At 57.8% G+C, this 26,526-nt stretch carries 22 protein-coding genes; 11 read left to right on the top strand and 11 right to left on the bottom strand.

Annotated features, from left to right (window positions below; all coding sequences use genetic code 11):
• Positions 1-3: 3 nt before the first annotated feature.
• Entirely contained in the window at positions 4-1,080 is a 1,077-nt protein-coding gene (locus tag KI787_09375) for an AraC family transcriptional regulator ligand-binding domain-containing protein (GenBank protein MBV6630163.1), read from the bottom strand.
• 162 nt (positions 1,081-1,242) lie between these two features.
• Here KI787_09375 and KI787_09370 point away from each other — a divergent pair, with 162 nt between their 5' ends.
• The 3 genes from KI787_09370 to KI787_09360 are packed head-to-tail and all read left to right on the top strand — an operon-like array spanning position 1,243 to position 4,229.
• Complete coding sequence (locus KI787_09370; GenBank protein MBV6630162.1) at positions 1,243-1,563, top strand: 2Fe-2S iron-sulfur cluster binding domain-containing protein; 321 nt, start codon at positions 1,243-1,245, stop codon at positions 1,561-1,563.
• A 17-nt stretch (positions 1,564-1,580) separates the two neighbouring features.
• Entirely contained in the window at positions 1,581-2,963 is a 1,383-nt protein-coding gene (locus KI787_09365; GenBank protein MBV6630161.1) for a cytochrome P450, read from the top strand.
• 9 nt (positions 2,964-2,972) lie between these two features.
• The gene (locus KI787_09360) at positions 2,973-4,229 is read left to right on the top strand and encodes an FAD-dependent oxidoreductase (GenBank protein MBV6630160.1); all 1,257 of its coding nucleotides are present in this window, start codon (positions 2,973-2,975) and stop codon (positions 4,227-4,229) included.
• 43 nt (positions 4,230-4,272) lie between these two features.
• On the opposite strand, the gene KI787_09355 is transcribed toward KI787_09360, so the two are convergent.
• Complete coding sequence (locus KI787_09355) at positions 4,273-5,223, bottom strand: acyl-ACP desaturase (protein MBV6630159.1); 951 nt, start codon at positions 5,221-5,223, stop codon at positions 4,273-4,275.
• Positions 5,224-5,249: 26 nt separating this feature from the next.
• Positions 5,250-5,792, bottom strand: coding sequence for a GTP cyclohydrolase I FolE (gene folE, locus KI787_09350; protein ID MBV6630158.1), 543 nt, complete (start codon positions 5,790-5,792; stop codon positions 5,250-5,252).
• A 23-nt stretch (positions 5,793-5,815) separates the two neighbouring features.
• Between folE and KI787_09345 the strand changes: the two genes are divergently transcribed.
• The 5 genes from KI787_09345 to cydB all read left to right on the top strand — a co-directional run bounded on the left by KI787_09345 (position 5,816) and on the right by cydB (position 11,308).
• Positions 5,816-6,643: a ParB/RepB/Spo0J family partition protein gene (locus tag KI787_09345; GenBank protein ID MBV6630157.1), complete on the top strand. Its 828-nt coding sequence runs from the start codon at positions 5,816-5,818 to the stop codon at positions 6,641-6,643.
• Positions 6,644-6,720: 77 nt separating this feature from the next.
• Positions 6,721-8,088, top strand: a complete 1,368-nt coding sequence (locus KI787_09340; GenBank protein MBV6630156.1) for a DUF1329 domain-containing protein — start codon at positions 6,721-6,723, stop codon at positions 8,086-8,088.
• A 244-nt stretch (positions 8,089-8,332) separates the two neighbouring features.
• Complete coding sequence (locus tag KI787_09335) at positions 8,333-8,917, top strand: GbsR/MarR family transcriptional regulator (protein MBV6630155.1); 585 nt, start codon at positions 8,333-8,335, stop codon at positions 8,915-8,917.
• Entirely contained in the window at positions 8,907-10,268 is a 1,362-nt protein-coding gene (locus tag KI787_09330) for a cytochrome ubiquinol oxidase subunit I (protein MBV6630154.1), read from the top strand. Before KI787_09335 ends, KI787_09330 begins: the two co-directional genes overlap by 11 nt.
• An 11-nt stretch (positions 10,269-10,279) precedes the next feature.
• Positions 10,280-11,308 (top strand): cytochrome d ubiquinol oxidase subunit II, encoded by a 1,029-nt coding sequence (cydB, locus tag KI787_09325; GenBank protein ID MBV6630153.1) that lies wholly within the window; start codon positions 10,280-10,282, stop codon positions 11,306-11,308.
• Positions 11,309-11,378: 70 nt separating this feature from the next.
• Here the strand turns inward: cydB and KI787_09320 are convergent, their stop codons facing one another.
• Positions 11,379-13,532 (bottom strand): DUF1302 domain-containing protein, encoded by a 2,154-nt coding sequence (locus KI787_09320; protein ID MBV6630152.1) that lies wholly within the window; start codon positions 13,530-13,532, stop codon positions 11,379-11,381.
• 163 nt (positions 13,533-13,695) lie between these two features.
• On the opposite strand from KI787_09320, the gene KI787_09315 reads away from it, so the two are divergent.
• A complete protein-coding gene (locus KI787_09315; GenBank protein MBV6630151.1) occupies positions 13,696-14,712 on the top strand; it encodes an AraC family transcriptional regulator ligand-binding domain-containing protein in 1,017 nt (338 codons plus the stop codon).
• Positions 14,713-14,788: 76 nt separating this feature from the next.
• Here the strand turns inward: KI787_09315 and KI787_09310 are convergent, their stop codons facing one another.
• Positions 14,789-16,108 (bottom strand): sterol desaturase family protein, encoded by a 1,320-nt coding sequence (locus tag KI787_09310; protein ID MBV6630150.1) that lies wholly within the window; start codon positions 16,106-16,108, stop codon positions 14,789-14,791.
• A 213-nt stretch (positions 16,109-16,321) separates the two neighbouring features.
• On the opposite strand from KI787_09310, the gene KI787_09305 reads away from it, so the two are divergent.
• A complete protein-coding gene (locus KI787_09305) occupies positions 16,322-17,275 on the top strand; it encodes an alpha/beta fold hydrolase (protein MBV6630149.1) in 954 nt (317 codons plus the stop codon).
• 62 nt (positions 17,276-17,337) lie between these two features.
• Here KI787_09305 and KI787_09300 read toward each other — a convergent pair whose 3' ends face one another.
• The gene (locus KI787_09300; GenBank protein ID MBV6630148.1) at positions 17,338-17,559 is read right to left on the bottom strand and encodes a hypothetical protein; all 222 of its coding nucleotides are present in this window, start codon (positions 17,557-17,559) and stop codon (positions 17,338-17,340) included.
• Positions 17,560-17,820: 261 nt separating this feature from the next.
• Positions 17,821-19,146, bottom strand: coding sequence for a hypothetical protein (locus KI787_09295; protein ID MBV6630147.1), 1,326 nt, complete (start codon positions 19,144-19,146; stop codon positions 17,821-17,823).
• Between the two features lie 48 nt (positions 19,147-19,194).
• Here KI787_09295 and KI787_09290 point away from each other — a divergent pair, with 48 nt between their 5' ends.
• Positions 19,195-20,268, top strand: a complete 1,074-nt coding sequence (locus KI787_09290) for an AraC family transcriptional regulator ligand-binding domain-containing protein (GenBank protein MBV6630146.1) — start codon at positions 19,195-19,197, stop codon at positions 20,266-20,268.
• A gap of 116 nt (positions 20,269-20,384) precedes the next feature.
• Here KI787_09290 and rapA read toward each other — a convergent pair whose 3' ends face one another.
• From rapA to KI787_09270, 4 genes are all read right to left on the bottom strand, one after another.
• Positions 20,385-23,132 (bottom strand): RNA polymerase-associated protein RapA, encoded by a 2,748-nt coding sequence (gene rapA / locus KI787_09285; GenBank protein ID MBV6630145.1) that lies wholly within the window; start codon positions 23,130-23,132, stop codon positions 20,385-20,387.
• Positions 23,133-23,242: 110 nt separating this feature from the next.
• A complete protein-coding gene (locus KI787_09280) occupies positions 23,243-23,434 on the bottom strand; it encodes a hypothetical protein (GenBank protein MBV6630144.1) in 192 nt (63 codons plus the stop codon).
• 25 nt (positions 23,435-23,459) lie between these two features.
• Positions 23,460-24,194, bottom strand: coding sequence for a queuosine precursor transporter (locus KI787_09275; GenBank protein ID MBV6630143.1), 735 nt, complete (start codon positions 24,192-24,194; stop codon positions 23,460-23,462).
• 148 nt (positions 24,195-24,342) lie between these two features.
• Complete coding sequence (locus KI787_09270; GenBank protein ID MBV6630142.1) at positions 24,343-26,502, bottom strand: TonB-dependent receptor; 2,160 nt, start codon at positions 26,500-26,502, stop codon at positions 24,343-24,345.
• Positions 26,503-26,526: the final 24 nt, after the last annotated feature.

Genomic DNA, 26,526 nt, shown 5'->3' with positions numbered 1-26,526 from the left:
TCATCAATCTGTGAGTGCCGAACTTAGCTTGGTCGGCGTCTCCGAGCCACGGCGCGAACGGAACTGATCCGGGCTCATCCCGAACCAGCGCTTGAATGCTCGCCGGAAATTGGAGCTGTCGTGATAGCCGAGCAGAGTGGCAATGGCATCTACGGACAGTCGCTTGTCGAGCAGATAATTGCTGGCCTGGCGAGCCAGCACATCGTCTCTGATCTGCCGGAACCCGACGCCTTCGTCCTTGAGTCGCCGAGCCAGTGTTCGCTTGCTGATGAACAACGCCGATGCTGCGGCGTCTTCGCTGAGCATGCCCGTAGGATGGGACAGCATCATGGACTCGAGTTTTCGCCTAATGCTTTGCGGAGGATGCTGGATATCCGCCATGAGGGCCTCGCACTGTTGCTGGGCGAGGGCATAGCTTTGGTGGTTGGCTGAGGCATTGGGTATGTCGCACAAGGACAATGGCACTTGGATGCACAACTTGTCGCAGCTGAAGGCAACTTGTCCGGGCATGGCTTGGTTGTAACCTTGCAGATCGTCCGGTGGGGCATGCTCAAACTGCACAACGACCTCATGGGCAGGACGGCCAATGATGAACTCTGCGCAGGCGAAAAATGCCATGGCGCAAGTGTCCGCCAAACAACGGCTGACCGCGCTGGACATGGCGATAGTGAACACACAATCAATGCTCACCATGTGCTGGTCTTGATGTAGATGTAATTGGGCAAAGCTCAGCCGGGTTGGCAAAAACGCATCAAAAGCGCGTAGAGCATCCAGCAGGTTGGGGCTACTACAGGCTAAATAACCCATAGGCCCATGAGCAGCCGGTGTCAGGCGACGGCCCAGCCTCAGACCCAGCCCCGGATCGTCTGCCAGCTGTAAGCCATTGTCCAAAATGCGAATTTGTTCGGCGCCAGTGAGACGAGTGTCCTCATTGAGCAAGGACTCAGGCGTGAGCGAGGTGCCGCGGAGCAGCTCAGGCAAATCTCGCGTATGCATGCCTAACTCTTGTGCAACCAGGCGCGTGTAATTCGTTGGGATGCTCCCCCGAGCCGGGGCGCGTGCGGCCAAGGTGTGGGTCAACGCCTCTGTCTCCTCATTGACGATCCCTCAGTGTCTTTAAATGACCCCCTTATGTCAATTCCGGACCTGTTTGCTGCGCAGCGCAGCGCGCACTCTACTCACACAGCAAGGCTCAAATGAGAGAGCCCTGGACATCACATTGGCGACATCGAGGAAAAACCTGTGGGACAACTCACCTTTATTGAACACGACGGTACCGAACACACGGTAGAGCTAGAGTCGGGTAAGTCTCTGATGCAGCACGCAACCGAGAATATGGTGCCTGGTATTGACGCCGATTGCGGTGGGGAATGCGCTTGCGGAACTTGCCATGTCATCGTCGATGCGGACTGGTTTGCGCAAACCGGCGCCATAAACCCGGAGGAGAAGCAGATGTTGGAAATGACGCCGGAGGGGGCAAAGACCTCGCGCTTGGCTTGTCAGATTCCTGTGAGTGACGCTTTGGACGGCATGGTTGTTCGGCTTCCTGAATTCCAAATGTAAGCCCTGGAGGTTTCCTGATGAATTTTTCTACCACCGTGATGAACCTCAGCGCGCCTGTGGTTCCTATGGATTGGCAAGTCAAAGCGGCGCATTTAGCCCAGCAGGCGCTTGAGCGCGCCGGTTTAGTCCCGCATTCGCCACAGTTCACAGAGCAGCCCTTGCCTGATGTGTCAAGCTTGGCCTTGGAGGACATTGATCTCAGTAACCCCTTCCTCTGGCGTCAGGGCCTGTGGTCGTCCTACTACAAGCGCTTGCGTGATGAGGCCCCGGTGCACTTCCAGAAAAACAGTGCCTTTGGGCCTTTCTGGTCGGTCACCCGCTTCGAAGACATCCTCTTTGTGGATAAACGGCATGACCTGTTCTCGGCAGAGCCCATTATTACTCTAGGAGATCGGCCTCCGGGCTTGGCGGTGGAAACCTTCATTGCCATGGACCCGCCCAAGCACGACCAGCAGCGGCAGGCGGTACAGGGTGTAGTGGCGCCCAAGAACCTCAAGGAAATGGAGGGTTTGATTCGCCGGCGCACCCAGGATGTGCTGGACAAACTGCCTATCGGCCAGCCCTTTGATTGGGTGCGCACCGTGTCGATGGAGCTCACCGCGCGGATGCTGGCCACCTTGCTGGATTTTCCCTATGAGCAGCGCCACAAGTTAATCGAATGGTCCGATATTGCTGCTGCCAGCCCGGAGACAACGGGCGGCTTGGCTGACCGTGATCAGCTTTTCCCGGCCGTAGCCGAAGTGGCCAAAGCCTTTTCGACCTTGTGGCGGGAGAAAGAGGCGCGGCAAAAAGCCGGCGAAGAGCCAGGCTTCGACCTGATCAGCCTCATGCTCAACAATGAGGACACCAAGAACCTGATTCACCGGCCGATGGAGTTTTTGGGCAACCTCGCACTGCTTATCGTGGGCGGTAACGACACCACCCGTAACTCCATGACCGGAGGTGTGCTGGCTCTAAACCGCTTCCCTGAGGAGTTCGTCAAGCTCAAAGCCAATCCCAAGCTAATTCCCAACATGGTGTCCGAGATCATTCGTTGGCAAACCCCGTTGGCTTATATGCGGCGGGTGGCGAAACAGGATGTGGAGCTTGGGGGCGAGACCATCCGCAAAGGCGACAAGGTGGTGATGTGGTATGCCTCGGGGAATCGCGACGAGCGTTCCATTGAGAACCCCGAAGACTTCATCATCGACCGCAAGGGTGCCCGTAACCATTTGTCCTTCGGCTTTGGGGTGCATCGCTGTATGGGGAATCGCCTGGCGGAGATGCAGCTGCGCATTCTCTGGGAAGAGCTGCTCACCCGTTTCGACGCCATAGAGGTTCTGGGCGAGCCTGAATACGTGCAGTCCAACTTCGTGCGGGGGTATTCGCGGATGCAGGTCAAGCTGAGCGCCAAGGCTTAAGGAGGCCCTATGAGCCCTTCATCGACGCAGCCCCGATCGGGCGCCGAGCAGACCTGTTTGATTGTGGGGGCCAGTCATGCCGCCGCCCAGCTGGCGCCTAGCCTGCGCCAGCAAGGCTGGACCGGAGGCATCACCCTGATTGGCGACGAGGCCCGCTGGCCCTACCAGAGGCCGCCTCTGTCCAAGGCCTTTTTGGCAGGCGACAAGGATGCGCAGAGTCTGGCTATTCGGTCGCCGGAGTTTTATGCCAAGCAAGGCATTGAGCCGTGCTGGGGGCAGGTATGTTCTATCGACCGCCAGGCCCAGATGGTGGCTTTGAGCGATGGCCGCCAACTGGCTTATGACAAGTTGGCACTGTGTACCGGCGCCAGTGAGGTTCGGCTGAATCTGCCAGGGCACGAGCTTAAGGGCGTGCATTATTTGCGCAGCCTGGCTCAGGTTGAGGGTATTCGTCAGCAGCTCGCTAGTGCACGGCGAGTGGTGATCATTGGCGGGGGCTACATCGGGCTGGAAACCGCCGCTTCGCTGCGTAAGTTGGGCTTAGAAGTACGTGTGCTGGAAGCCGCCAAGCGCCTATTGCAGAGGGTTACCGCGCCCGCTGTGGCCAGTTTTTATGCGCGTATCCATCGTGAAGCTGGGGTGCAGATTCATACCGATACAACCGCTGTGGCCTTCGAGGGCGATGACCGCGTCCGCCATGTGCTATGCAGCGACGGCCAAAGTTTCGCGGCAGACATGGTGATCATTGGCGTTGGTGTGCGGCCGAATACCGCCTTGGCGGCGACAGCGGGACTGGCGGTGGAGGACGGCGTGGTTGTGGATGAGTATTGCCAGACCAGCGATCCCAACATCGTTGCTGCCGGCGACTGCGCAAAGCAATGGAACCCCCGCTACGGGAAAAGCTTGCGCCTAGAGTCGGTACCCAACGCCATGGAGCAGGCTAAGGCTGCGGCCGCAAGCATTTGCGGCAACAAGCTGGCGCAACAGAGTCTGCCCTGGTTCTGGTCCGATCAATACGAGCTCAAGCTACAGATCGCCGGGTTGAATAGCGGCTATGACCAAGTGGTGCTGCGCGGTGACCACCAGTCAGGGCGCAGCTTTAGTGCGTTTTACTTACGTCAGGGGCAACTACTGGCCGCGGATTGCATCAATCGCCCTGCAGATTTTGTGGCCACCAAGGCGCTGCTGAACCGTGGCTGCTCGCCAGATCCTGCTGACTTAGCCATTGAGGAGCGGCCCTTAAAGGCCTTGCTGGACCCAGCTTGAAGGGCCGCAACTGCCCAGGATGAGTTGCCGCGCCTGCTGCAGATTAGCTGGCGCTGGGGGCTCGCGTTAGAAAGTCAAAGTTGAGGCTAGGGCGCTCAGCGCGGCGGCGAGCAATGACGTCTGCAAAGCGCTCCAGCCGAGCGGGCAGGGCCATGAGTTTGTCTTGCATGCGTTCGGCGCTAGAGGACAAACCACGTGCTGCCGCGATGCCCCACATCTCAAGCAGATCAGAGACGATCTTGCAGTAGTCCAGCGGGCCATAAATATCGGCCTGGCGGACCACGTCGGTTAATTCGCTGTAACCCGGAATGGTATGACCAGGCATGGCCAGATTCGGCATCACCGACCACGCTGCTTTGAGGGCCCGCTCCGGATCCTCGCGCAGAATCAGCGCAAAGCAGTCACGATAGAACTGATGATGGCGAGCTTCGTCGCCGGCCACCCGCGAAAGAATAGTCTGCAGTCGCGGCTCTGTGCGCGCCGCAATTCGGGCGAGGTTGCCGTGAGCGCGCTGCGTGGCTTTCTCTTGCAGGCTGGTGTAGGCCAGCAGCTTGTAGGGGTCATGGCCCCAGTCGGGGTTAAAGCCGGCTTCGAGGTAAGCGTACTGAAGGCGTTCCAAGGCCACCATATCGAATACGCCAGAGTCGCGGGCGTAGTCCCGCAAGACGCAGCCGTGGCGGTCTTCCTCCGCGGTCCAAATGTTGTTCCAGCGCCCCCATACGCCGTCTTCGCCCATATGCACGGTGATCAGCCGGTGAAAATGGGGCAAACCCTCCTCGGTGAGAAGGTTCAGCGCTAATCCTGCGCGCACTTCATCGGGTAGTCCACGGGCATTCTCGCGGAGTTCGTCGCGCTCTTTATCCTCAAAAATTTCGCTGGGCATCCAGAGCTGACGTTTGTCTAAATGTTTCTGTACCAGAACTTCGACCTGTGGGGCGATGGCTCCCAACACTTCTTTTTGAGGAGCGATGGTTGCGGGGTCAAAGGTGGACATGGAGGTCTCCTCGAGGCGGCTCGGCCTCAGTTTTTCAGCAAAGTTAAAAACTCCGCTCGGGTACGCGGGTCGTTACGGAAGGTGCCCAGCATCACCGATGTGGTCATGCTGGAGTTTTGTTTCTCCACACCGCGCATCATCATGCATAGGTGTTTCGATTCGATGACGACCGCAACCCCGCGGGCGTTGGTCACTTCTTGGACAGTATTGGCAATTTGCCGGGTCAAGGCCTCTTGGATCTGCAAGCGCCGGGAAAACATGTCCACAATGCGTGGGATTTTGGACAAGCCAATCACGCGCCCATTCGGTAGATAGGCCACATGCGCCTTGCCAATAAACGGCAGTAGGTGGTGTTCGCACAGAGAGAACAGTTCAATGTCGCGCACGATCACCATTTCATCCGAGCCAGACTCGAAGGTGGCGTTGTTTACGATTGTTTCCAAATCGGTGGTGTAGCCACTGGTGAGGAACTCCATCGCCGCCGCCGCCCGCTTGGGAGTATCTTTAAGACCCTCGCGCTCTGGGTCTTCGCCCACAGCCTCCAGCAACGCCCGATACAGCTCTTGCACAAATACCGCCTTTGAAACAGTTAATGGATACGGATAACGCTTCCGATTATCGCACGCAGGATATTTCTAGCCTGTACCCCATACGTCGCATAGATATCGATCAGATCCGTCCCGGTCGCCATCAGATGCGCCGGCATTTTGATCCCGATGCCATTGCGGGCTTGGCGGAGTCCATACGACAAAGCGGCGTGATCCAACCAGTGGTGGTGCGCGCTCAAGAATCAGGCTACGAGCTGCTTGCCGGCGAGCGGCGCTGGCGCGCGGCGCAGCAAGCCGGCTTGCACAGCGTTCCTGCCGTGATACGCGATGACGTCAGCGATGATGAAGCCTTGATTTTGGGTCTGGTGGAAAATCTGCAGCGGGAATCGCTCAATCCCATGGAGACTGCGCACGGGCTTAAGGTCTTAGCGGAACAAATGCAGCTGACGCATGAGCAGGCAGCGCAGCGGATTGGCAAGTCGCGTGTCTATGTCACTAACTTTTTGCGCTTGCTCAACCTTTGTCCCCAGGTCCAGCAGTGGCTTGATCAAGGTCAGCTCAGTATGGGCCATGCGCGCGCTCTCGCTGGGATTCCCCAATCCCATCAGCCGCGTTGGGCACAAGATTGCATTCAGGGGCAATGGTCGGTGCGGCAATTAGAGTTGCGATTGCGCAAGCCGCCTAGGCAGAGCGCAAAAGTGGGATCTCAATCCGACTGGGACCGCCTGCGCAAGGCCTTGGAAGACCATTTGAATGCCAAGGTGAATCTCGAAGGGAACGCCGCAGGCAAAGGCGCTTTGACTGTGCATTTCCATAACTTCGATGAGCTTGATGGCCTGCTACAGCGATTAGGATTCGATCAAGAGCTTTAGACGACGTACAATTTTCGTTAGCATTGCTCCCATAATCGACCGCAGACGGCGGCATTTGGAGCACCGAGGAGACTTTCATGACTTTGCATCGCGCATCGCGCTGGCTGGTACTAGCCGCTGTTATTCCTGGTTTGGCATTCGCCAAGGTATCCCCCAAAGAGGCGGAACGCCTTGGCGCTGATTTGACCCCCATGGGCGCCGTGCAGGCGGCCAATGAGGATGGCTCAATTCCGGCTTGGGATGGTGGCCCTACCGATTTCAAACGCCCAGCCGATGGCGAAGAGCGTCACTGGGAGTCCTACTCAGAGATCGTGCCAGACGAGCAGCTCTATACCGTCACGGCATCCAACATGGACGAGTACGCCGAGCTGCTCACGCCTGGTCTGAAGGCCATGCTGAAACAGTATCCGGACACCTTCAAGATTCCGGTGTACAAGTCAGCCCGTACAGCCTTCGCGCCGCAGTCGGTTTACGAGGCTAACAAGCGTAATGCCTTGCAAGCAGAACTGAAGAACGATGGCGAAAGCTTGGTGAATGCCATTCACGGCATCCCCTTCCCGATTCCCAAATCGGGCAAGGAAATCATGTGGAACCATAAAACCCGGTACCGGGGCATTGGTGCGACCCGCTTCAATACCCAGCTGGCCGTACAAACCAATGGCAGCTTCACCCCTTATGTGCTGCGGGAAGATGTGCTTTTTGCGTACGGGCGGCCGGATGCGCAGCCTGAAGATCTAGACAACGTCATGATCTATTTCTTGCAGCTCACCACCTCGCCACCGCGCCAGGCTGGCCAGGTGCTGCTGGTACACGAGACCATGGATCAGGTGAAGGAAGCACGCCGGGCCTGGCTGTTCAACCCCGGCCAACGCCGTGTGCGCCGGGCGCCGAACGTAGCCTATGACAACCCGGGCAATGGCTCAGACGGCTTGCGTACCAACGATCAGCTCGACATGTTCAACGGCGCTACCGACCGGTATACCTGGAAAGTCGTTGGCAAGCGGGAAATGCTCATTCCCTACAACGCCACCAAGCTGGGCGACAATCGTCTGAAATACACCGACGTTGCCATGGCAGGTCATCTCAATCCCGAGCACCTGCGCTATGAGAAGCATCGGGTTTGGGTGGTGGATTCAGAAGTGAACCCAGACACCAGCCACATTTACAAGCGCCGCACCTTCTACGTGGATGAAGATTCCTGGACCGCTGTGTTGGCCGACATTTACGATAAGCGCGATGAGCTTTGGCGCGTGCAGGAATATCACCAAATCACCATTCCTTGGGAAGCGGCTGTGGGCCCAGCAGCCGGAACAGTGTATGACCTGCAATCCGGGCGTTATCTGGCCATGGAAATGAGTAACGAAGAGTCCTTGGCAGAAGCCCGTGAATTCGAGCTAGAGCATTTCCGCACTAACAATATGTCGCGGGTTGCGCAAATGCGTTGAGGCCGCAAGGTCGTATCTCTAGGCCTGGGTGTGGAATGACCGCACTCAGGCTACCGCTACGCCTCGGGGGAGGCTTGGGGGAGGGCCTAGACTAGGCCCAACATAACCGCGAGTGGCGTTGAGCCCTCGCGGTTTTTCTTTGCCTGCACGGGATATCTCAGGCCATATCCGGCACCGCATATACTTGCGCTGGAACTAATATTCGTTCAAAATTTCAGTAATTACTGAAACTACAGGCGGGTTCGTGAATTCACTGCGGGAACAGTTCATCCAGCACTTTGGCGAAATGGGCTCACGGTGGGGAATTAACCGCACCGTTGGGCAGGTTTACGCCCTCCTAGTGGCTAGCCCGGAGCCGCTCTGCGCGGACGACATTGTTGATGCCTTGCAGATCTCTCGTTCCAACGTCAGCATGAGCATCAAGGAGCTGGATAACTGGCAACTCCTGAACCGTCGCAGTGTGCCCGGTGATAGACGGGAGTTCTTTACCACGCCGCCGGACGTCTGGGAGATTTTCCGTCGCTTGGCAGACCAGCGACTACAGCGCGAGGTCATGCCCACGCTGTCAATGTTGCGCGACGCGCTGATGCAAGACCCAGACAACCCGGAAGAGGCACATCTGCGTGAACGTATGCAGGAAATGCACGATCTCATCGATCTGCTCAGTGCCTGGTTTCGCGAAGTGGAGCGGCTCGATAGGCGTACCCTAGAACGACTACTCAAGCTGGGTTCCGGCGTTGTGCGCCTGCTTGAGATGACTGACCGGCTGCGCCACCCTGGCGCTAAACCACACTCAACTCCAGTCGTGGAGGATGACCATGGACTTTGATGCCCTGAGCTTGGCGCGCATTCAGTTTGCCGCCAACATCAGTTTTCACATTCTCTTTCCCACCCTGACCATCGCCCTGGGCTGGTTGCTTCTGTTTTTCAAACTGCGTTTCAATGCCACCGGCGACGCGCGTTGGGATGGGCTGTACCGCTTCTGGGTCAAGGTCTTTGCCTTGTCCTTTGCCATGGGTGTGGTCAGCGGCATCACCATGAGCTTCCAGTTCGGCACCAACTGGCCGGGCTTCATGGAAAAAGTGGGCAACATCGCAGGGCCCTTGCTGGCCTACGAGGTGATTACGGCCTTCTTCCTCGAGGCCACCTTCCTCGCCGTGATGCTCTTCGGCCAGGGCAAGGTCTCCAATCGGGTTCATACCATCGCCACCATGCTGGTGTGCCTGGGCACCAGCTTCTCCGCCTTCTGGATTTTGGTGCTCAACTCCTGGATGCACACCCCGGTGGGCTTTGAGATGCGTGAAGGTGTGGCCCACGCCACCGATTGGCTGGCGATCTTGTTCAATCCCTCCATGCCCTACCGCCTGGTGCACATGCTGTTGGCCTCGGGTCTCACCGCGGCCTTTTTGGTCGCCGGGCTTTCGGCCTACCGCCTGCGCCGTGGTAGTGATGCCGGCGAAGCCAAGCTAGGCCTGAAAGTGGGCGTGATTCTGGGTGCGGTCCTTATCCCCATTCAGATTCTCGCTGGCGATATGCACGGACTGAACACCCTGGAACATCAGCCGGCCAAGGTGGCAGCGATGGAAGGCTTGTGGGAAACACGCGCCGGTGCACCCTTGGTGCTATTTGGGATTCCCAACGCCGAGACGCAGAGCAATGACTACGCCATCGAAGTGCCGCGCATGGCCTCCTTCATCCTCACTCATGACTGGGATGGCGTGGTGCAGGGCATTGACGCCTTTGATGGGGTTCACCCGCCGGTGGCCAAGGTGTTCTGGAGCTTCCGCATCATGGTGGGCATGGGCATGCTGATGCTGCTGCTGAGCTGGTTGGGGCTGTGGCAACTGCGCCGGCAGGGGCAGATTGGGCCCTGGTTACAACGTGTGTTTGTGGCCATGAGTTTCTCCGGCTGGGTCGCGGTGCTATCGGGCTGGTACACCACCGAAATCGGCCGTCAGCCCTGGCTGGTACAGGGCGTACTGAGTACGGCTGATGCGGCGGCCCCCAATGTGGGGGCGGGCCTGATCTGGACCTCGCTGGCCATTTACTTAAGTTTGTACGTGGTGCTGACCAGCGCCTACATCTCGGTGATCTTCTACTTGGCGCGCCGCGCTGACGATCCTGAAGCCAAAGACTTTGTCCCGGTGGCCCAAGAGCTGCCGCAAGGAGCGCCGGCATGATCCCCGCCGATATGAACAGCGCCGAATTCTGGCTGCCGCTAATCTTCATGGGCCTGATGGGCTTGTCCATGCTCATCTACGTGGTGCTGGATGGCTACGACCTGGGCGTGGGGATCTTGCTGCCCCAAGCCCGCAGCGAGCACGAACGCGACACCATGATTGGCTCCATCGGCCCCTTCTGGGATGCCAACGAAACCTGGCTGGTGCTGGGGGTGGGGCTGCTGCTGGTGGCTTTTCCCCTGGCACACGGGGTGATTCTCACCAATCTCTATCTGCCGGTAACCCTGATGTTGGCGGGTTTGATCCTGCGCGGAGTGGCGTTTGACTTCCGGGTGAAGGCCCGCGCTCGGCATAAGCCGGCCTGGGACCGGGCCTTCTTTGCCGGCAGCCTGCTGGCCTCCTTGTCCCAGGGCGTGATGCTGGGGCAACTGGTTACCGGCTTTCGCAGCGACGGCTGGGCTTGGCTGTTTGCCCTGGGTATCGGCATCGGGTTGGCCGGCGGCTACGCCTTGCTGGGCGCCGGTTGGCTGATTATGAAAACCGAAGACGACTTACAGCGCCGCGCCGTGCACTGGGCCCGTATCGCTCTCATTGTGACGGCTGCCGGGATTGCTGCGGTGTCGATAGCCACACCGGCAGTCAGCCCACAAATCTTCGCCCGCTGGTTCTCGCTGCAGACCTTCTTCGCCTTGCTGCCCATCCCCCTGATCAGTGCGGCTCTGGTGGTTTTGCTGGCCATCTTCCTGGCGCGCCTGGAGCAGGACACCACCCATGGCAACGCACGTGGCCTGGCACGCTGGGACTGGGCTCCGTTCTCCGGCTCGGTGGCCTTGTTCGTGATGGCCTTCTTGGGGCTGGCCTACAGCCTGTTTCCCTACCTGGTGGTGGACCGCATCACCATCTGGGACGCGGCCAGTGCCCCCGAGTCCCTGATGATCATTCTCGGAGGCGCCTTGTTGGTGATTCCCACCATTTTGGCGTACACGGTGTTCGTCTATCGCATCTTCCGGGGCAAGGCGGCGCCGTTGAGCTACGGCTAGGCGGGCTCGCGCAGGGGCCGTACGCCGGTGTTGGACTCCAATTAATTGCCATTCGACAGACGGTTGGGAGTCAAAAGGTCAGCGCGATGGCTGCCGAGACATTGTCCCGATCGCGTAGGGCGTAATCCCCGTCGCCATGAAACATCTGATAGCGCAAGCTGGCCGACCATTGTTGGTTGATCTGCAGGTCGGCTCCCAACAGCATGTCGATGCGGTCTTCGATGAAGTTCTGCATGGGTCGAGGAGCGGTCCCTTGTGGGTCGTGGCCCACAATCAATAATGGTCGCAGCTGCATGCCGCCGAACACATCGTTGTATTCCAGACGGAAGAGGCTGCGGTATCCCCAGGACCAGGCAGTGACAAAGCCAGTGGTTTGTTGGGTAGGATTTTGCAGGCGGGTATCGGGTTGACCATCAGGTTGGCCGCTGCCATCGGCGCCGGGGTTGTTATGCGTCCCGCGGGGGGTGCCGCTCTCCAGCTGCAAGTCCTGCACATCGGGAAGGTCGCGGATATGCATGGCGCCTACCTCGACCAGCATCAGCAGTTGATCGGCGCGTAGCCACTTGAGCAGGGGTGCTGACGCTCCCCAGAGGCGAATACCCGTGATTTGGAGTTGGTCCACGGCGAAGCGCTCAAAGCCGGGTATGTATTGCCGGCCTTGAATAGTGTTTCCTCTAAATCCCGTTTCGATATCATCCGGTAGGGCATTGCGGGCCCCCGGTACTACTATTGGGAAACCTCCGGTGACGCCGCTTAAGGCCGCATTCAAGACGGGTTGTAGTGCGCTATCCAGCGCGCCGCCCAGGGCGCCTAGCAACCCCTCAACTCCAATGACAATATCTTCCTCGGGAAAGGCCGGGTTCAAGGCCGCCCATGTGAGGTCAGGCGCGTGGACTTGGAGGGGAAGATTAGGACGATGGGTATATTCCCCGGCAATGGACCAGCTTCCCCAATTGGTATTGAAGCTTAAGCCGTAGAGCTGGATGTCTTCAGGGTATTCAATCAACAGCTCAATGGTATCGAGTGGTAAGGGCTCTTGACCGCCCAGGAGCTGGAAGCCCTGACAGGCGGCTACATAGGCCAATAAATTATCGGTGACGGCATCGCGCAGGCAGGTTTCTTCAGCCGCCATGGCGGAGCCATAAGGGAGGCGGCTGTGATACTGCATAGCGTGCAGGCTCCATTCGGTGCTTGGCAGCAAGAAGTCCCCAAACCAGCTTACTTTGAGGCCGAATTGCCCGTCATCGCGGGCATAGCCGGCACGGTCGTCACGCACCTGTGCGGTAAAGGATGTGTTGGTGAGCAATGCGGCAAAGTCATTGCTGATGCGGTTCTGGCCCTGGGGGTCTTCGGGGTAGTTCCCGAGCCCAAATATCGCCACAGAGTTGTCGCGATAGAGTTGGTCGGAGGTGCCAAAAAAACTGCCGGCGGGGTCGGCGACTACGGGTCGCCATTTCCATTGATAAAAGGCTTGCGCTGTGAGGTTCCATTGGGGGAAGAGATCGCCACTAATGACGGCCATGGGTACGGGCCTAAAGACCTCGTTAACCTCAAAGCCAGGTTGGCGTAAGCGCCTGGCATCCGGCGGATTGATTTCGGCGAGGGAGTTCAGCGGAATAAGAGCCGACTCGCCCCAGCGCAAGTATTGCTGGCCCAATGACACATCAATAAACCGATCTCCGATGCTGAAGGATTGGGCAATACTCCAATCCAGCAGCTCGGCTTCTGAACCGACCAAGCCGTCCACACGCACATCTCGCGCAACCCGCTGGGGCTGAAATGCGGTGTTGAAGTGGCGCTCCAGAAAGTCGCTGTTGATCGCGTCGTAGAAGCCGATGCCACGCAGCTTGACGCTGGTATCGCGCCATTGGGCTTGCAGGGTCGTGGTCCATTTGGCTACCGCGGCAACCATATCGCCTTGGTCATAGCTCATGTTGCCGTCGTCTTGCTCATGCCCCAAATAGGCACCAGGAGCATCGACCAATCTCTGGTTCGGCTCTGGGTCACCGCTGAGTGAGATGCAGCCGTCAGGACAGAGGTCCGGATTGAGGTTGAGCTTTCCGATCAATGCAGGATCACGGTTTTCAACCCGCCAAGCGGCGCCAAGGGATACCCGGTTATTCCAGCTGAGATCGATATTGCCCAGGCCAAATTCTAGGCTCCAGAGCATGGATGAATAGCTCACAAGCAATAGCGCCGTTAAGCGCCTCCACATCCGCATCATTGTGTCTCCCCAAACAATTCACCGGCGCCGCTGCGCCCCTCCGGCAGGGTGGTGGCACCCAGTTTTTTTGCCACGCCTACCCTAAGGTGTTACTGCACAGACATATTGACTTTCGGTGCCAGCCGCGCTGACGATGGTGCTTGGGAGAGAGGAGACACGAACCATGTCGGTCAGTGAGTTTCATGTGTCGGGCAACGTGACTGGGGTCTTGTTGGACTATCTGCAAGAGCGAGGCTGTGCCGACACGGACTTGCTTGCTGAGCTGTCTCGCTTCGATGCGAGGCGGCCACTTCGTAACGCTCAATGGTGGGCGTTTCTGCAACGCATCCAAGCGCAATATCCGCAGTCGCCCATTGGTTTGGATATCGGCGCGCGTGTCCGATTACATCACCTCGGAGCTCTAGGCTATGTCCTGGCCAATGCACCGTCGGCAGGAGAGGCATGGAGACTCTTTGAGCGCTTCCAGCCCAGCCTATTCAACGGCGGGTTTGCCGAAATGCGATTGGACGGAGATCAGCTATGTTTGGAATGGGGGAACGACTTCGGCGATGTTGGCACGCGTCTTTCTGACCATGTGCTGATGGCCGGGACCATGAGCGTTGCCCGGCAGTTGACACGGATGCCCACATTAGCGCCCCAGCGCCTGGAATGGATGGGGCCGGAACCGGCGCAGCGCCGACGGTTCGAGGCATTTTTTCAGTGCGCGATGGATTTTGATTGCCCTAGTCTTCGCGTCTGGTTACCACCGGCGGCAATACAGCTGGCCTTATATCCGCCGGAATCCATGCGCATGGCAAGTATGTTGGAAGGCGCTGCGGATGAGCCAGTGTTAACTGCCACTGATGAGCTGCTGCGGGCGCTGCATCAAGCCTTGTTGGCGCAGATGCAGTTGGGCCACCCGCACATTGACGCGGTTGCCGCCAAGGTGGGGATGTCTAGACGAGGCCTGCAGCGATTTTTGGCAGGCTATGGAGTGAGTTATTCCAGCATGGTGGATGCGGCCAGAAAAAGAATGGCCTGCGTCTACCTGCGTGACCGCCAAGTGAGCCTATCGGAAGTCGCGCTTTTGCTCGGGTTTTCTGAGCAAAGTGCGTTTAACCGGGCTTTTCGCCGCTGGCTGGACATGTCGCCCACCCAGTATCTGCGTCAGCAAAACGCCGCTGTACGCCAGGCCGCTTGAGTGACGCAAAAAATGCCCTTGCCGTGAATGAGCCGCTGAAGAAAGCCGAGAGCACAGCGATTTATTGAGTGTATTCCTAGTCATTGAGCAACAGCTTATGGGCTGGAGCCTGGGGCAGGGTGCTTGTTGATGAGGCTTGCTCGCCTACGGCCAGGGCAAAATCTTTGGTGATGGGGGGATCCCAGGAGGCCGGGCCAAACACAATCCACAGTCGTGTATTCCAGCCGGTATTGGCTTTGAGTTCGTAGATTATCTGCGCCATTCCGGCAAAGGCTAAGCGCAGAGGGTTCATGGCTAGAGGAGGGCGCTGAGTGAGCCCCGGCGGAGGCGTTTCCTCACTCAGCTCCACAAAGGTTCCAAAGAGACGGTCCCAGATGCCAAAGGGGCAACCCAAGCCACCAAAGTTCACCATGTTGTTGGCGCCGCTGCGCCCGGCTACTTTGGGGTCGGCGCTGTGATGCATGGCGTGGTAGGCACCGGTCATAAAGGCCAGACCCATCCAGCGTAAGAACTTGTTGCGGCGTGCCTCTTGGTACAGCGCTGAGGCATGGGCCCAGGGATCGATGATCTGTGCCAATGCGGACAGAATTAGGGTTTCCAGATACAAGGGTTGGCTGGCGAACAGTTTGGTCGCAGCAGCAAACATAAAGTTGTAGGGAACGACGACGATGAGAAGCAAAGGGATGGCAAAAAACACCGGTGTGGTGGTGTGCGCGCTGAGGACCTCGGGCATGTGATGAACCCGATGAAATAGCAACCAAGGGGCGCGCAATAAGTGACTCGCGGCATGGGCCAAGTAATGCAGCAGCCCCGCGAGCATTAAAATGGGCAATATGGCCAGCCAGCCAGGCAGCTCAATCAGCGTGGGAACATGCCATTGCACCCGCTGGTGCGCCCATTCCCCCATGGCGACCAAGGCCTGCATGGCCGAACCTAGGTCCACCCCTTGCCAGCGGGCCAGCGCCCAAACCAGCCAACCCGTGGCAAGGGTGCCTAGGAGGCCCAGAAAGTTCAGGCCCATATAGGTCCAAAACTGGTCTTGTGGAAAGCGCTCCCCGTTCTCGCCGCGGTACAACCAGTAGGCGCGTAGACCGGCCAGAGCACGGCTGGCAAGCGCACTGGCAACCAATATAACCACGCCAGCGAAAAAGGCCTGATGCCCTCCGGCCTGGGCCCATTCCCAGAACACGTGGAATTGCTCCATGACCAAACCAAAGCTCACCGGTTCCCCCAGGGAGGGGCCGACCACAGCAAAGGTGGTGCTCAAGAACAAGGGCAGGAAGGCCACGCTAAAGCCCATGGCAAAACCCACCGCTACAAGGTTCGTGAAGGGCCGAAACCTTTCGGAGAAGCGCAAGTCCGCGCGCCATAGTTGGGAGATGTTCTTGATGCTCATAGCCTTGATCCTGTGCTCAGCGATGTGCCGCACCCAAAAACTCGAGGTGGGCAATGTGATGCGCACATCTTTGGCGGCTTGCAGATGGCGGTATTGACCATTGGTGACAATTGCTCTGGCCGCTGAATTTGGCACCAATCGTCAAGGCAGGCCCCAAGCTTCGGTCTACAGTGCCGCCAGGAAGCGCTGCGGTCAGGGCGCGAGGAGGAGCACATGCGGAGCAGGAACTACCTCCGGCTGGGGATACTTGGGATTACGGTCATGCTATTAGCCGGGGCCTATTGGCACCCGGTTGCCGGCCAGCTGCTGTACTGGAAAGGTGGTGCCTTGGAGGCCCGGCTGTATGGCTTTGAGCGTGCTCAGCTCAGGGCCGGCGAGCATGATTGGACTTACTTCCATGCGCAGCATCCCGACCAGCCCACGGTGCTGCTGTTACACGGCTTTACTGCCGATAAGAATGTGTGGCCCCGCTTTGCCCGGCATTTGCTTCCAGATTACTCGGTACTGATTCCGGATCTGCCCGGCTATGGCGAATCCAGTCATGATGCAGCGGCGAGTTACTCCATCCCGGCACAAGCGGCTCGGGTAATAGAATTTCTGGACGCCTTGCGGCTGACGCAGGTGCATATGATGGGCAATTCTATGGGAGGCGAACTCGCGGCCTATATGGCGGCTGCGTATCCGCAGCGGGTGCTATCGATGGCTCTGCTAGATCCTGGTGGTTTGGCCTCGCCGCAGCCCAGTGAACTGGATAAGCGCGCTGCCGCCGGTGCAAACCCTTTCGTGGTCTCTAGTGCGGAAGAGTTCCAGGCCTTTTACGCATTGACCATGGCGCAGCCCCCCTGGCTACCGCCCAGCATCAAGCAGGCCTTGGCCGATGACTATATGCAACGGCGCCAGGATTACGCGCGAATCTTCAAGGAGTTGCGTGCGCGCAGCTCGGTCGCAGCCCTGCTGGAACAAATCCACGCACCCAGCCTCTTGGTCTGGGGCAAAGACGACCAACTCCTGGATGTGTCCGCGGTTCCCCTCTGGCAGGCGGCCATACCCCATATCGAGATCGAAGTTTGGCCGGGAATTGGTCATATGCCGATGGTGGAAGCTCCCCCAAAGCTTGCGGCACGCTACCAGGCTTTCCTGCAGCAGGTTTTAAAGCAGAGCTCATAACACTGGCCTGGTCATGTGCCCACTCTAGGCGGGCCATGATTGTCGATGAGTGGCAGCTGCGACTAGTTGGCCATGAGTATGCGTATCGCCGCCAAACCAATACTGGCTTGATCTACAGCGGTACGTACCTCGTCGATGCTGCTCTCTAGGTGATCAATTTCTTCCTGTCGCACATTGGGGTTCATGGACTGCAGGTACTTCAATCGTTCCAGCTCCTGCACCAAGTCCTCGTCTACCTTGTTGTGCGCACTAGTGAACGAGGTGTGCACTGCGGCGGCACCCATTAAGCGTATGCGTCAAGCTGCCCCCTCTGGCGGCAGCGCTCAATTCCTAGGCAACTCGAATTTCGCCGGCCATCCAGAGTTCATCCAGTTCAAAGCCGCTGGGTTGAGTCTGCTATGACGTTTTCACAGCCTTCGCAGCATTCCAGAGCCGTCTTCGCATGAAACTATGGGTTAGAAGCCAGGGATAGGCTTGATTGTCAGCCTAGTAAACAGGGCATTCTGTTGGCACAGTTGGCAGTCCCTGATGCTCATGCCACGACTCTAAATACCGGGTATCAAAGGCAAGCACCATCCGCCCGTTCCTGGCAGCAACGGCGGGGGACAGTTAGGCCAGCGTAGCGTGTCACGGAAGGGTTCTGGTTGACCCTCCCAAGGTAACGCAGTTGGCTGAAGCTCAACGCCTAGTATGGCCGCTTGCTCCTCTGCAGAAGGCACTCGATAGCGCTCCTTAGCGGTCCTCTGCAGCCAAAACTGTCGAATATCTTCGTGGGCGTGAATTCGAGCATCCGCGGGGAAAAAGCCGCCAAACATGGGAGAGCCCCAGTTTCCCCCCTCGTCAACCCATTCGTTGGCGATATAGGCGGCGATGCGAATATCGTATTCTTCGATCAGGTCGAAGAAATTGTGCATCCAGCGCAGGCTATCCTCGCCCGAGTTTGTGCCTGTATAGGCTGGCGTGGCTTCGGCAATCATGAGCTCCAAACCTAGCCGCCTTGCTTCGTCCAACATGCTTCGCGCTTCGCGTTCGTATATCCCAAGTGCATACTCGTCGCCTTCTCCAAAGAGGCTGTGGCCCCAGTAGGAGATGGCAAAGAAATCGACATAGCCATCACCTGGATAAAAGTTGGAGATCGGGCAGAGGTTGGTTGTAAACAGCCCCTCTTCCAGTTCAATCAATGGCTGAAGAATGCCACCCAAGCTGCTAGATACGCTGGCTAGTGCCAGTGTTAGGCTGCCTTTGTCTAGAGGTACGCCAGGGCCCGTGGAGTGCCAGACATAGCGCGTGTTCGTTACCCCAGCGTTGCGCATGCTGTCCACAATGTAGCGGTAGGCTGGCTTGTAGACGTCGGGTGTTCCGTAGGTTGCGCAGGCTCGATCGAACTCGTATAACGGGCGCAAGAGTACAGGCCGATTCAGGCTGGAGAGCCACTCTGCCAAAGCGTTTAGCTCTGGGTCGAAGCCGCCCGCGAGTAGGAACAACGACTCCTTCACGTTCCCCAATGCTTCTGGACCGTAGCCTACGGCCAGATGAAGGGCTGCATCTGGGTACCGACCCATAAACTCCTGCATGGTGGCAAGTTCGTCCCGTGTTCGCTGTAGATCACCGGACAGGATCAGGTAGAAGGAGAAGCCCGCAGGCACTTCTTCTATGCCATCAACATAGTCTTCCATCGAGCGGATGACGGCTGGCTCAACCGCCTGGCCGATCATTATCAGAGTCTTACCTTCCGGGTTTGTGTCGGCAAGGCTCGTCACCCTCTGGCTAGCCATTTCGCCTTCATTGCAGGCGCAAATTAGAAGACCGATAGCCAGCGCGCCAAGTAGATTGAGTGTGAGCTTTGCGCTACGCCGTGTTCCAAGAGCCATCTGTACTCCCTCCTCCAAGCAAGTTCCTGGTCTGGGGGAGAGCCTAATATGAAGATGGTCTGGCATTCTTTGCACCTCAAAATAAGTTTGTGCAAATTACGACACATGGGCACGATCGCAAGTATCTACGTTCGACTTTTGTACGAGCACCTGAAGGCTTTAGGGGTTAACCCGGAAACACTCTTTTCGAAGCCTTGGCCAAGTGCCGGGGATCTGGGGTTTGCGCGTACCTCATTTCAAGAATGGAAGGCTATGCTCGACATCGGGGCGGCGACCACGGGGGAGGCTGCTTTTGGGGTTGCTGTTGCGAAACGATACGGCTGGCAACATCTAGGCCTATTGGGCTATTTAGTTCGTTCGTCCAGCAATGTCATCGAAGCGTTAGGGCGCGTGGAGCGCTTTCATGGCTTGGCGTCCGACTACAATCCGGTAAAAGTCGAGGTGAGTAGAAGGGAGGTGAAACTTAGCTGGCCACTTCGAGACGGTGTTGGGGGGCAGTTATGGGACGAATTTGGAATTGCAGCTGGATTTCGTTGCGCACGGATGATTACCGGGGCCCCCCTCGACGACTTGCGCGTCGAATTCTGCGGCGCAACACCGGCAGATATTGAGCCTTACTCCGAGTTCTTCGGACCCAATGTGTACTTCGAGTGCTCCGTGCCGGCGGTGACGGCTCCGATCGAGCTATTGGCAACTCCCTTGCCGCGGCATGATGAAGCGCTGACCGATTTGCTGGAACGTGAGGCGATTGCCTTGCTCAAGCGGCTGCGGCCTCAGGCGGAGCAGATTCAGGCAATGCGTGAGCGTTTATTGCAGTTGCTGCCGCTTCACCGCGCCAACCTAGCGTCCCTGGCGCAAAGTATGAATTGTACTGAACGGACATTGCAAAGATACCTTTCACTGAATAACTTGTCGTTTTCTGAACTCCTGACGGAGTTGCGTAAAGAGATCGCCTGTGAACATCTTGAGAGCGGTCAGTACAGCCTTTCTGACGTTGCAAGCCTCTTGGGTTACGCAGACCAGAGCGTGTTTACCCGCGCATTTAAACAATGGTTTGGGGTGTCCCCTCGCAGGTGGCGACTCGAGCTTCCACCCAGCAGTAAACGCGGACGCGGCGGATAGAGCTTTGTTGCTACAGTTTGGTTTTCGCCAACTTTCTAGATGCAGAGCTCATAACGCTGGCCTGGTCATGTGCTCACTCTAGGCGGGCCATGATTGTCGCTGAGTGGCAGCTGCGGCTAGTTGGCAATGAGTATGCGTATCGCCGCCAAACCAATACTGGCTTGATCTACAGCGGCACGTACCTCATCAATGCTGCTCTCAAGGTGATCAATTTCTACCTGTCGCACGTTGGGGTTCACGGACTGCAGGTACTTCAACCGCTCCAGTTCCTTTACCAAGTCCTCGTCGACCTTGTTGTGCGCACTAGCCATCAGTTCCGGCAATTTGGCCTGGACTAAGTCCTCCGCGGTGCTCAGCATGTTTTCGAGAACCTGCTGCTTTTGCTGCAAGGCGGACTTCACTCGATCTAAGCGGAGGCCCCGAACATGGCCGCGAATCAGGTCGAAGGGAAGTTGTGCTTGTCGCTGACCCAGTTCGTGGTCGATCACCACGCGGAACGTTCTTGGAGGCAGGTATCGTCCAATTTGCAAGGCGCGCGGCGCGGAAACCTGCACCTGGTACACGCATTCCAACATCAAGGTGCCCGGAGGGACTTCGGTTCCACGAATCACGCCCAGAGCCGTGTTACCTCGTGAGCTACCCATCACACGGTCGAATGATTCGGTGATGAGAGGATGCTCCCAGCTTAAGAACTGGTGATCTTCTTTGGCCAAAGCCATGGCGCGGTTTTGGGTGAAGGCGGTGCCATCACTACTGATGTCCTTGAAGCCTTGTTCATAATTTTGCGCCGGCCGTAGTACGTAGCTTCCAGCGTCTTTGGTGTCGATATCGATACCGAAGCCATCGCAGACTTGTTCCAGGTAGCGCAGCAAGCCGGCATCTCTATCGGCCTCGACGAGGCCATTGGCCAGGCTCTGAGCAATGTCATCCTTGCAGGAGTGGAGTTCCAGCAGCCGGTCACGCCCTTGCTCTAGCTCCTGCAGTAACTCGCTGCGCTTGTTCTGAGTGGCCTGAATCAGCTCCTCAATCTGGGCTTGATCCGGGCTGGCCAGCGCAGCTTGTAGCTCGGCATCGAAATGAGTGCGCAGTACGCTGTTGGCTTGGCCGAAATGCTCAAAGGCATCCAAGCCGTCTTTGTACCAGCGCAGCAGCGTGTGTTGCTGGCTGCCTTCTAGGAAGGGGACATGGATTTGCACCACGCCCTGCTGACCAATACGATCCAAGCGCCCTATACGTTGCTCTAGTAGATCGGGCTGATCGGGTAGGTCGAAGAGCACCAGATCTTGGACGAATTGGAAGTTGCGGCCTTCGCTGCCAATTTCCGAACAGATCAGAGCGCGGACTTTGTCTTCGGAGGCAAAGCCAGCGGCGGCGCGGTCCCGCGCCAGCATGCCCATGCCTTCATGAAAGGCTGCGCAGCCTAAGCCATGATCGTCTTGCAGAGCGGTAGCGAGGGCCATAGCCGTTGATTGATGGGCGCAGATCACCAAGGCTTTACGGTCTTGTTGACGCAGCCAATCTGCCAGCCAACTCACCCGCGGGTCACAGCATTCCCAATCCTCGGGCTCGATGAGCTCGGGGTGCAAACTGGAGCAGGAGTAGGGGTTAGTGAGAGCGTAGGTGTTGAGCTGCCGTTGGCCAAAGCCTTGAATGTGGGCGCGGCTATTTCTGAACAGAACGCGCCCGGTGCCATGACGGTCGAGCAGCTCTGCTACCTCTTGGTCCCGCCCCTGGGCCATCAGTGCATCCACTTCGGATGCGGTTTGTTTGAGCGTGGCTTGCTCGGCTTCGAAGTGTTCCAGGTCTGAAAACCGATCGGGGTCCAGCAAACGCAGTCGAGCGAAATGACTACTTCCGCCAAACTGCTCTGGGGTTGCTGTGAGCAACAGCAGTCCGGGGATGGTGCGGGCGAGCTTTTCGACTAGACGATATTCTGGGCTGACGCCGTCGCTGTCCACACTCCAGCGCAGGTGGTGAGCTTCGTCGACGACGAGGATATCCCAGTCTACGGCGGTAATTTGCTCCGCACGCTCAGGATGCGCCAGCAAAAATTCCAGGTCGCACAACACAATTTGCGCCGTGAGGAAGGGGTTATCCGAGCTGGACTGCTGCGCTTGTAGACAGCGCTCTTCGTCAAAGATCGCCGCCTCCAAATTGAAGCGTCGAAGCAGTTCCAAGACCCATTGGCTCAGCAAAGCAGGAGGGACGATGATCAGGGCCCGCTGCGCCCGTTCGGTGGTGAACTGATGGTGCAGGATTAATCCTGCTTCAATGGTTTTTCCGAGGCCAACTTCATCGGCCAGCATGACTCGGGGCGCGTGGCGATGTGCGACTTCATGCGCGATGTAGAGCTGGTGCGGGACTGCGGCAATGCGTGGGCCGAGCAGGCCGCGTAGGTCATTGCTCTCCAGCTGGGCTTGGCTGCGTAGCGCTTGAAAGCGCAGCTCAAACCAGCGGTTGTCGTCGAATTGAAAGGTGCGAAAACGCTCCCTTGGGGCGTCCAGCCTTAAGTCGTGAGCGAGGCGAGTCTCGGGAAGCTCGATGATCTCTTTGGTGTCACTGCGCTGACCTACGTAGACGGTAAAGCCACCCTGATGCAGGACTTCATCAACGGTAACAGACCAGCCCTCTGCACTTTTGGCGGTATCGCCAGCCTCGAGTACGAGGCGACTCAGAGGGGCACTTTGTACGGAGTAGGCCCGTTCCTCATCCACAGCTGGATACAGGACGCGCACCACACGCAGCTGAACATCAATGACCAGGCCCAACCCCAGGGCGGGCTCGGCGTTGGAAACCCAACGTTGTCCAACAGCAAATACAGGTTTCTTCAAAACGTCTGGCAATAATGCGTCGCGGGCCGGCATCTTACGCGAGTCCGACCCCCAGGGTCAGCATGCGCTGTCGTGGCCGCCGCGGTTACGGTGGCGGCTAAGGCCTCAGCTTTCGCTGCATCCTGACGCCTACAGGGGGAGCTTTAGTCGCGTGGCGGGAGTACAGCAGCAAAACGCTTTTCCCAATGCTTTAAAGCCTCTCTATATTTTTCCTCAGCATCTGCATACACATCGAGCACGCAGGGGTCACAGCCACTGCCGCAGCAGTCCGTAGGCAGTGGCTTCTCCGGAGGAGAGGGTTTGGGGGGAAGGCCTTTGGGACGGTCGTCGCTCATAACAGCATTGTAAGCATGCCGAGCGTCATTCAGCTTGGCGGCTGCGCTGGAGTTCGCCCTCATCGCGTAGGGAGAAGGGCGTGAAGTGAGTCTGGCTATCGTAAGCGTCTACACCTTCAGCCCGTTTGAGACGGTAGACAACCAGATAGGTCAGGGGAGTGAATAGCACTTCCACGCTGAGCTTCATCACAAAATTGAAGGCAATCACGGCGACCAGAGCGTCGTTGCTCCATACGCCGTAGAACGCAAGTGGATAAAAAATGAGCGAATCGGCTCCTTGGCCAGCAATAGTTGAGCCTATGGTTCGGCTCCAGAGGTATTTCCCCTGTGTCCACAACTTCATTTTGGCCAGTACATAGGAGTTGATGAAGTCGCCTACCCAATACGCCAAGATGCTAGCCGCCACGATGCGCCAAGTGCTGCCAAAGACGACCTCTAAGGCTGGTTGCAGGGTGGCGTTGTAGGGCTCGTAGGCGCTGGCCGGCATCTGCACCACAATGGCCGCCATCGCCGAGGCAAAAACCAAGGCGCCGAATCCGGCCCAAATCGCCCGGCGCGCTCGCGCGTAGCCATACACCTCCGTGAGCACGTCGGCAAAGATGTAGCTGATGGGGAAGAATAAGTTGCCAGCACCGAAGCTCAGGCTGCCAAGCCAGGGCAGCTCTACCGTACATACTTTGGCCGGGCCAATCAGGTTGGAACACAGCAGTACCGCCACCATGCCGGCGACCAGGAAATCGTAGTAGCGAAATGCCTGCATGGACTGAGCTCAGCGATAAAGCGCACACGCTAGCTCATAGTAGAGCTTGCGTGCGCAGTTCCTTAACGTTGTGAGGAACTCTGTGCCTTTCAGCCAGCCGCTATCGCCGCGTGCGCTACCGATGTTGCGGTGATGCAGTCAGGCTCGCCTAATAGTCGTAGCGCAATAGCAGCCGGGCACTCCTGGGAAGCCCAGGTCTAGCCCCAAACGGCCGCCGCGATACTACGTAAACCTCGTCGGCAAGGTTGTCGATTCTGGCGGTGAGAGTCCAGTGTTTGCCGTGCCGGTAGCGTCCAGCCAGATCGATCACCGTGGTTTCATCCGAGCCTTCATTGGCGGCAAAGGGACCAGCCCCTGCCACATCGCGCATGCGGTCGATGTAGGTGATGGAGAGATTGAGATCCCATTGTTGTGAGGCCAGACCCACAGTCGCGTTGCCTCGGTGCGGAGGTAAGTACGGCAGCTCAAAGCCTTCCTCAACATCACCATATTGGGGATTGGTAGAGGAGAAGTCTTCCCCAAACTCAGCGTCGGTATAGGTGTAGTTAATGCTGACCGGGATGGAATACTCCTTTGTCGCTGCAAAGCTATGATTCCAGCCTAGTTCCAGGCCCTGAGTGACAACCTGACCGGCGCTGGTCTGGGTGTCAAGGTCGCCCGGCGCGCATCCTGCGGAAACGGTACATACGGCAGTGAGGTTGCTGTAGTCATTGTAGAAGGCCATCAGCTCCACAAAGCCTAAGGGGCTTTGCCAGCGGCTCCCCAATTCAAAGTTCAGGGATTCCTCAGGTTCCAAATCTTCCGTGAGTGACGGAAGCGCTGGAGAGAATCCGCGATGCACCCCGGCGATGAGGTCCAGCTGCGCGCTTGCAGCATAGATCACGCCAATACCTGGTAGCAGCTCTAAATAATCATTCTCTTGCTTGGCGGGTACCAGGCGATTGTTGAAGCTGTTTTGGATGGCTTCAATGCGTAAACCAGGAACAATGAGCCAGCGTCCAATCGACATTTCATCCTGTGCCCATATCGAGAGTGCACGCGTCCAACCGGTGTTGTCGGTTGTGATTGATCGAGCTTGGTCATTGATTACGAGTTCGCCCTGGTCCTGTTCATAGGCAAACTCGTCATGCAGGCGACGGATACGATCGGTATGCAGCCGGGCTCCCAGCTCCAGGGAATGCGCAATGGCGTTGCCAAATGTCAATTCGAAGCGCCCCTGAAGGCCCGATTGATTAATCAGGCGATCATTCGTGCCGATGAGGATGTCATCGGGTGAGCCACTCACGCCATCCGTATTGTTTCCATTCAGGATGCCCACGAAGAGTTGATTGATGGGGCCCTCGGGATTGTTGAGCACATCGCCGATATTGGCCCCACGGAAATTATTGAACTTCAACCAAGCGCGTTCCAATTCTTGCGCATAGGCGGTCAAGGCAATGCGCCCGCCCCATAGGGTCTGGGTGTAGTCCACGCGGCCGCTGAGCCAAGTCCACTCCATTCGATCTAAGGCGCTGGCGGCGTAGCGTCGGAAGGGTTGGGCCCGGAGGTCGCTTTCTGTGAGCCCTAGGTAGGTTTCGTTCGACACTTCATCAGCGTAAGAGAGTCGAAACTCGATCTCGCCGGGGCCCAAAGAGCGGCCGGCTTTAAGCATGAGCTCGTTCTTGTCAAAGCCGGTGTTGCCGCCGCCATCCAAATCTTTGAAACCATCGCTACCCATATGGACAAATTCGCCGAAAAAGCCCCAGTCATCGGTTCGGGTACCGCCGCGCGTATGGAGCTGCTGGAAGCCGAAATCGCCCAGGCCCAGTTCCGCCATAAACTCAGTGTCGTTGGGAATGGGGGTGGATAGCAGGTTGATGGCGCCGCCCACCGTTTGTGGTCCGTACTGGATGGATGCGGGGCCCTTAAAGACTTCAACTCCGGCAATCCGTGCATTAATGGGGAAGAAGTAGGCTGCAGGCGCGGAATACGGCGCTGGCGCAAGTGGAACCCCATCTTCCATCAGCATGACTTTCACGCTTCTCTCGGCACTGGCGCCGCGTAAGCCAATGTTGGGACGTAAGCCAAAACCGTCTTCTTCCCGGGTATACACACCGGGAACGAAGTTCAGGATGCGATTAATGTCGGTGTGCCTGAAGGCTTCTAGTTGATCTTCGGTCAGTCGATGAGCGGAGCCAGTCACCCGGTTTGGATCGTCGAAGATGCCGTAGACGATCATGGATTTGAGGGAGCCCGGTTCTGCATCCGCGGTGTCTGCAGTGGCGGCCTCATCGGCCTCGTCCTGAGCAAGAGCCTGTGTGGGAGTCATTGCGAGCGTCGCCAAACACAAGGC

Source organism: Oceanococcus sp. HetDA_MAG_MS8 (genome assembly GCA_019192445.1).
In the GTDB taxonomy this organism is placed as follows: Bacteria; Pseudomonadota; Gammaproteobacteria; order Nevskiales; family Oceanococcaceae; genus MS8.
This window is presented reverse-complemented; position numbering and strand designations above follow the sequence as displayed.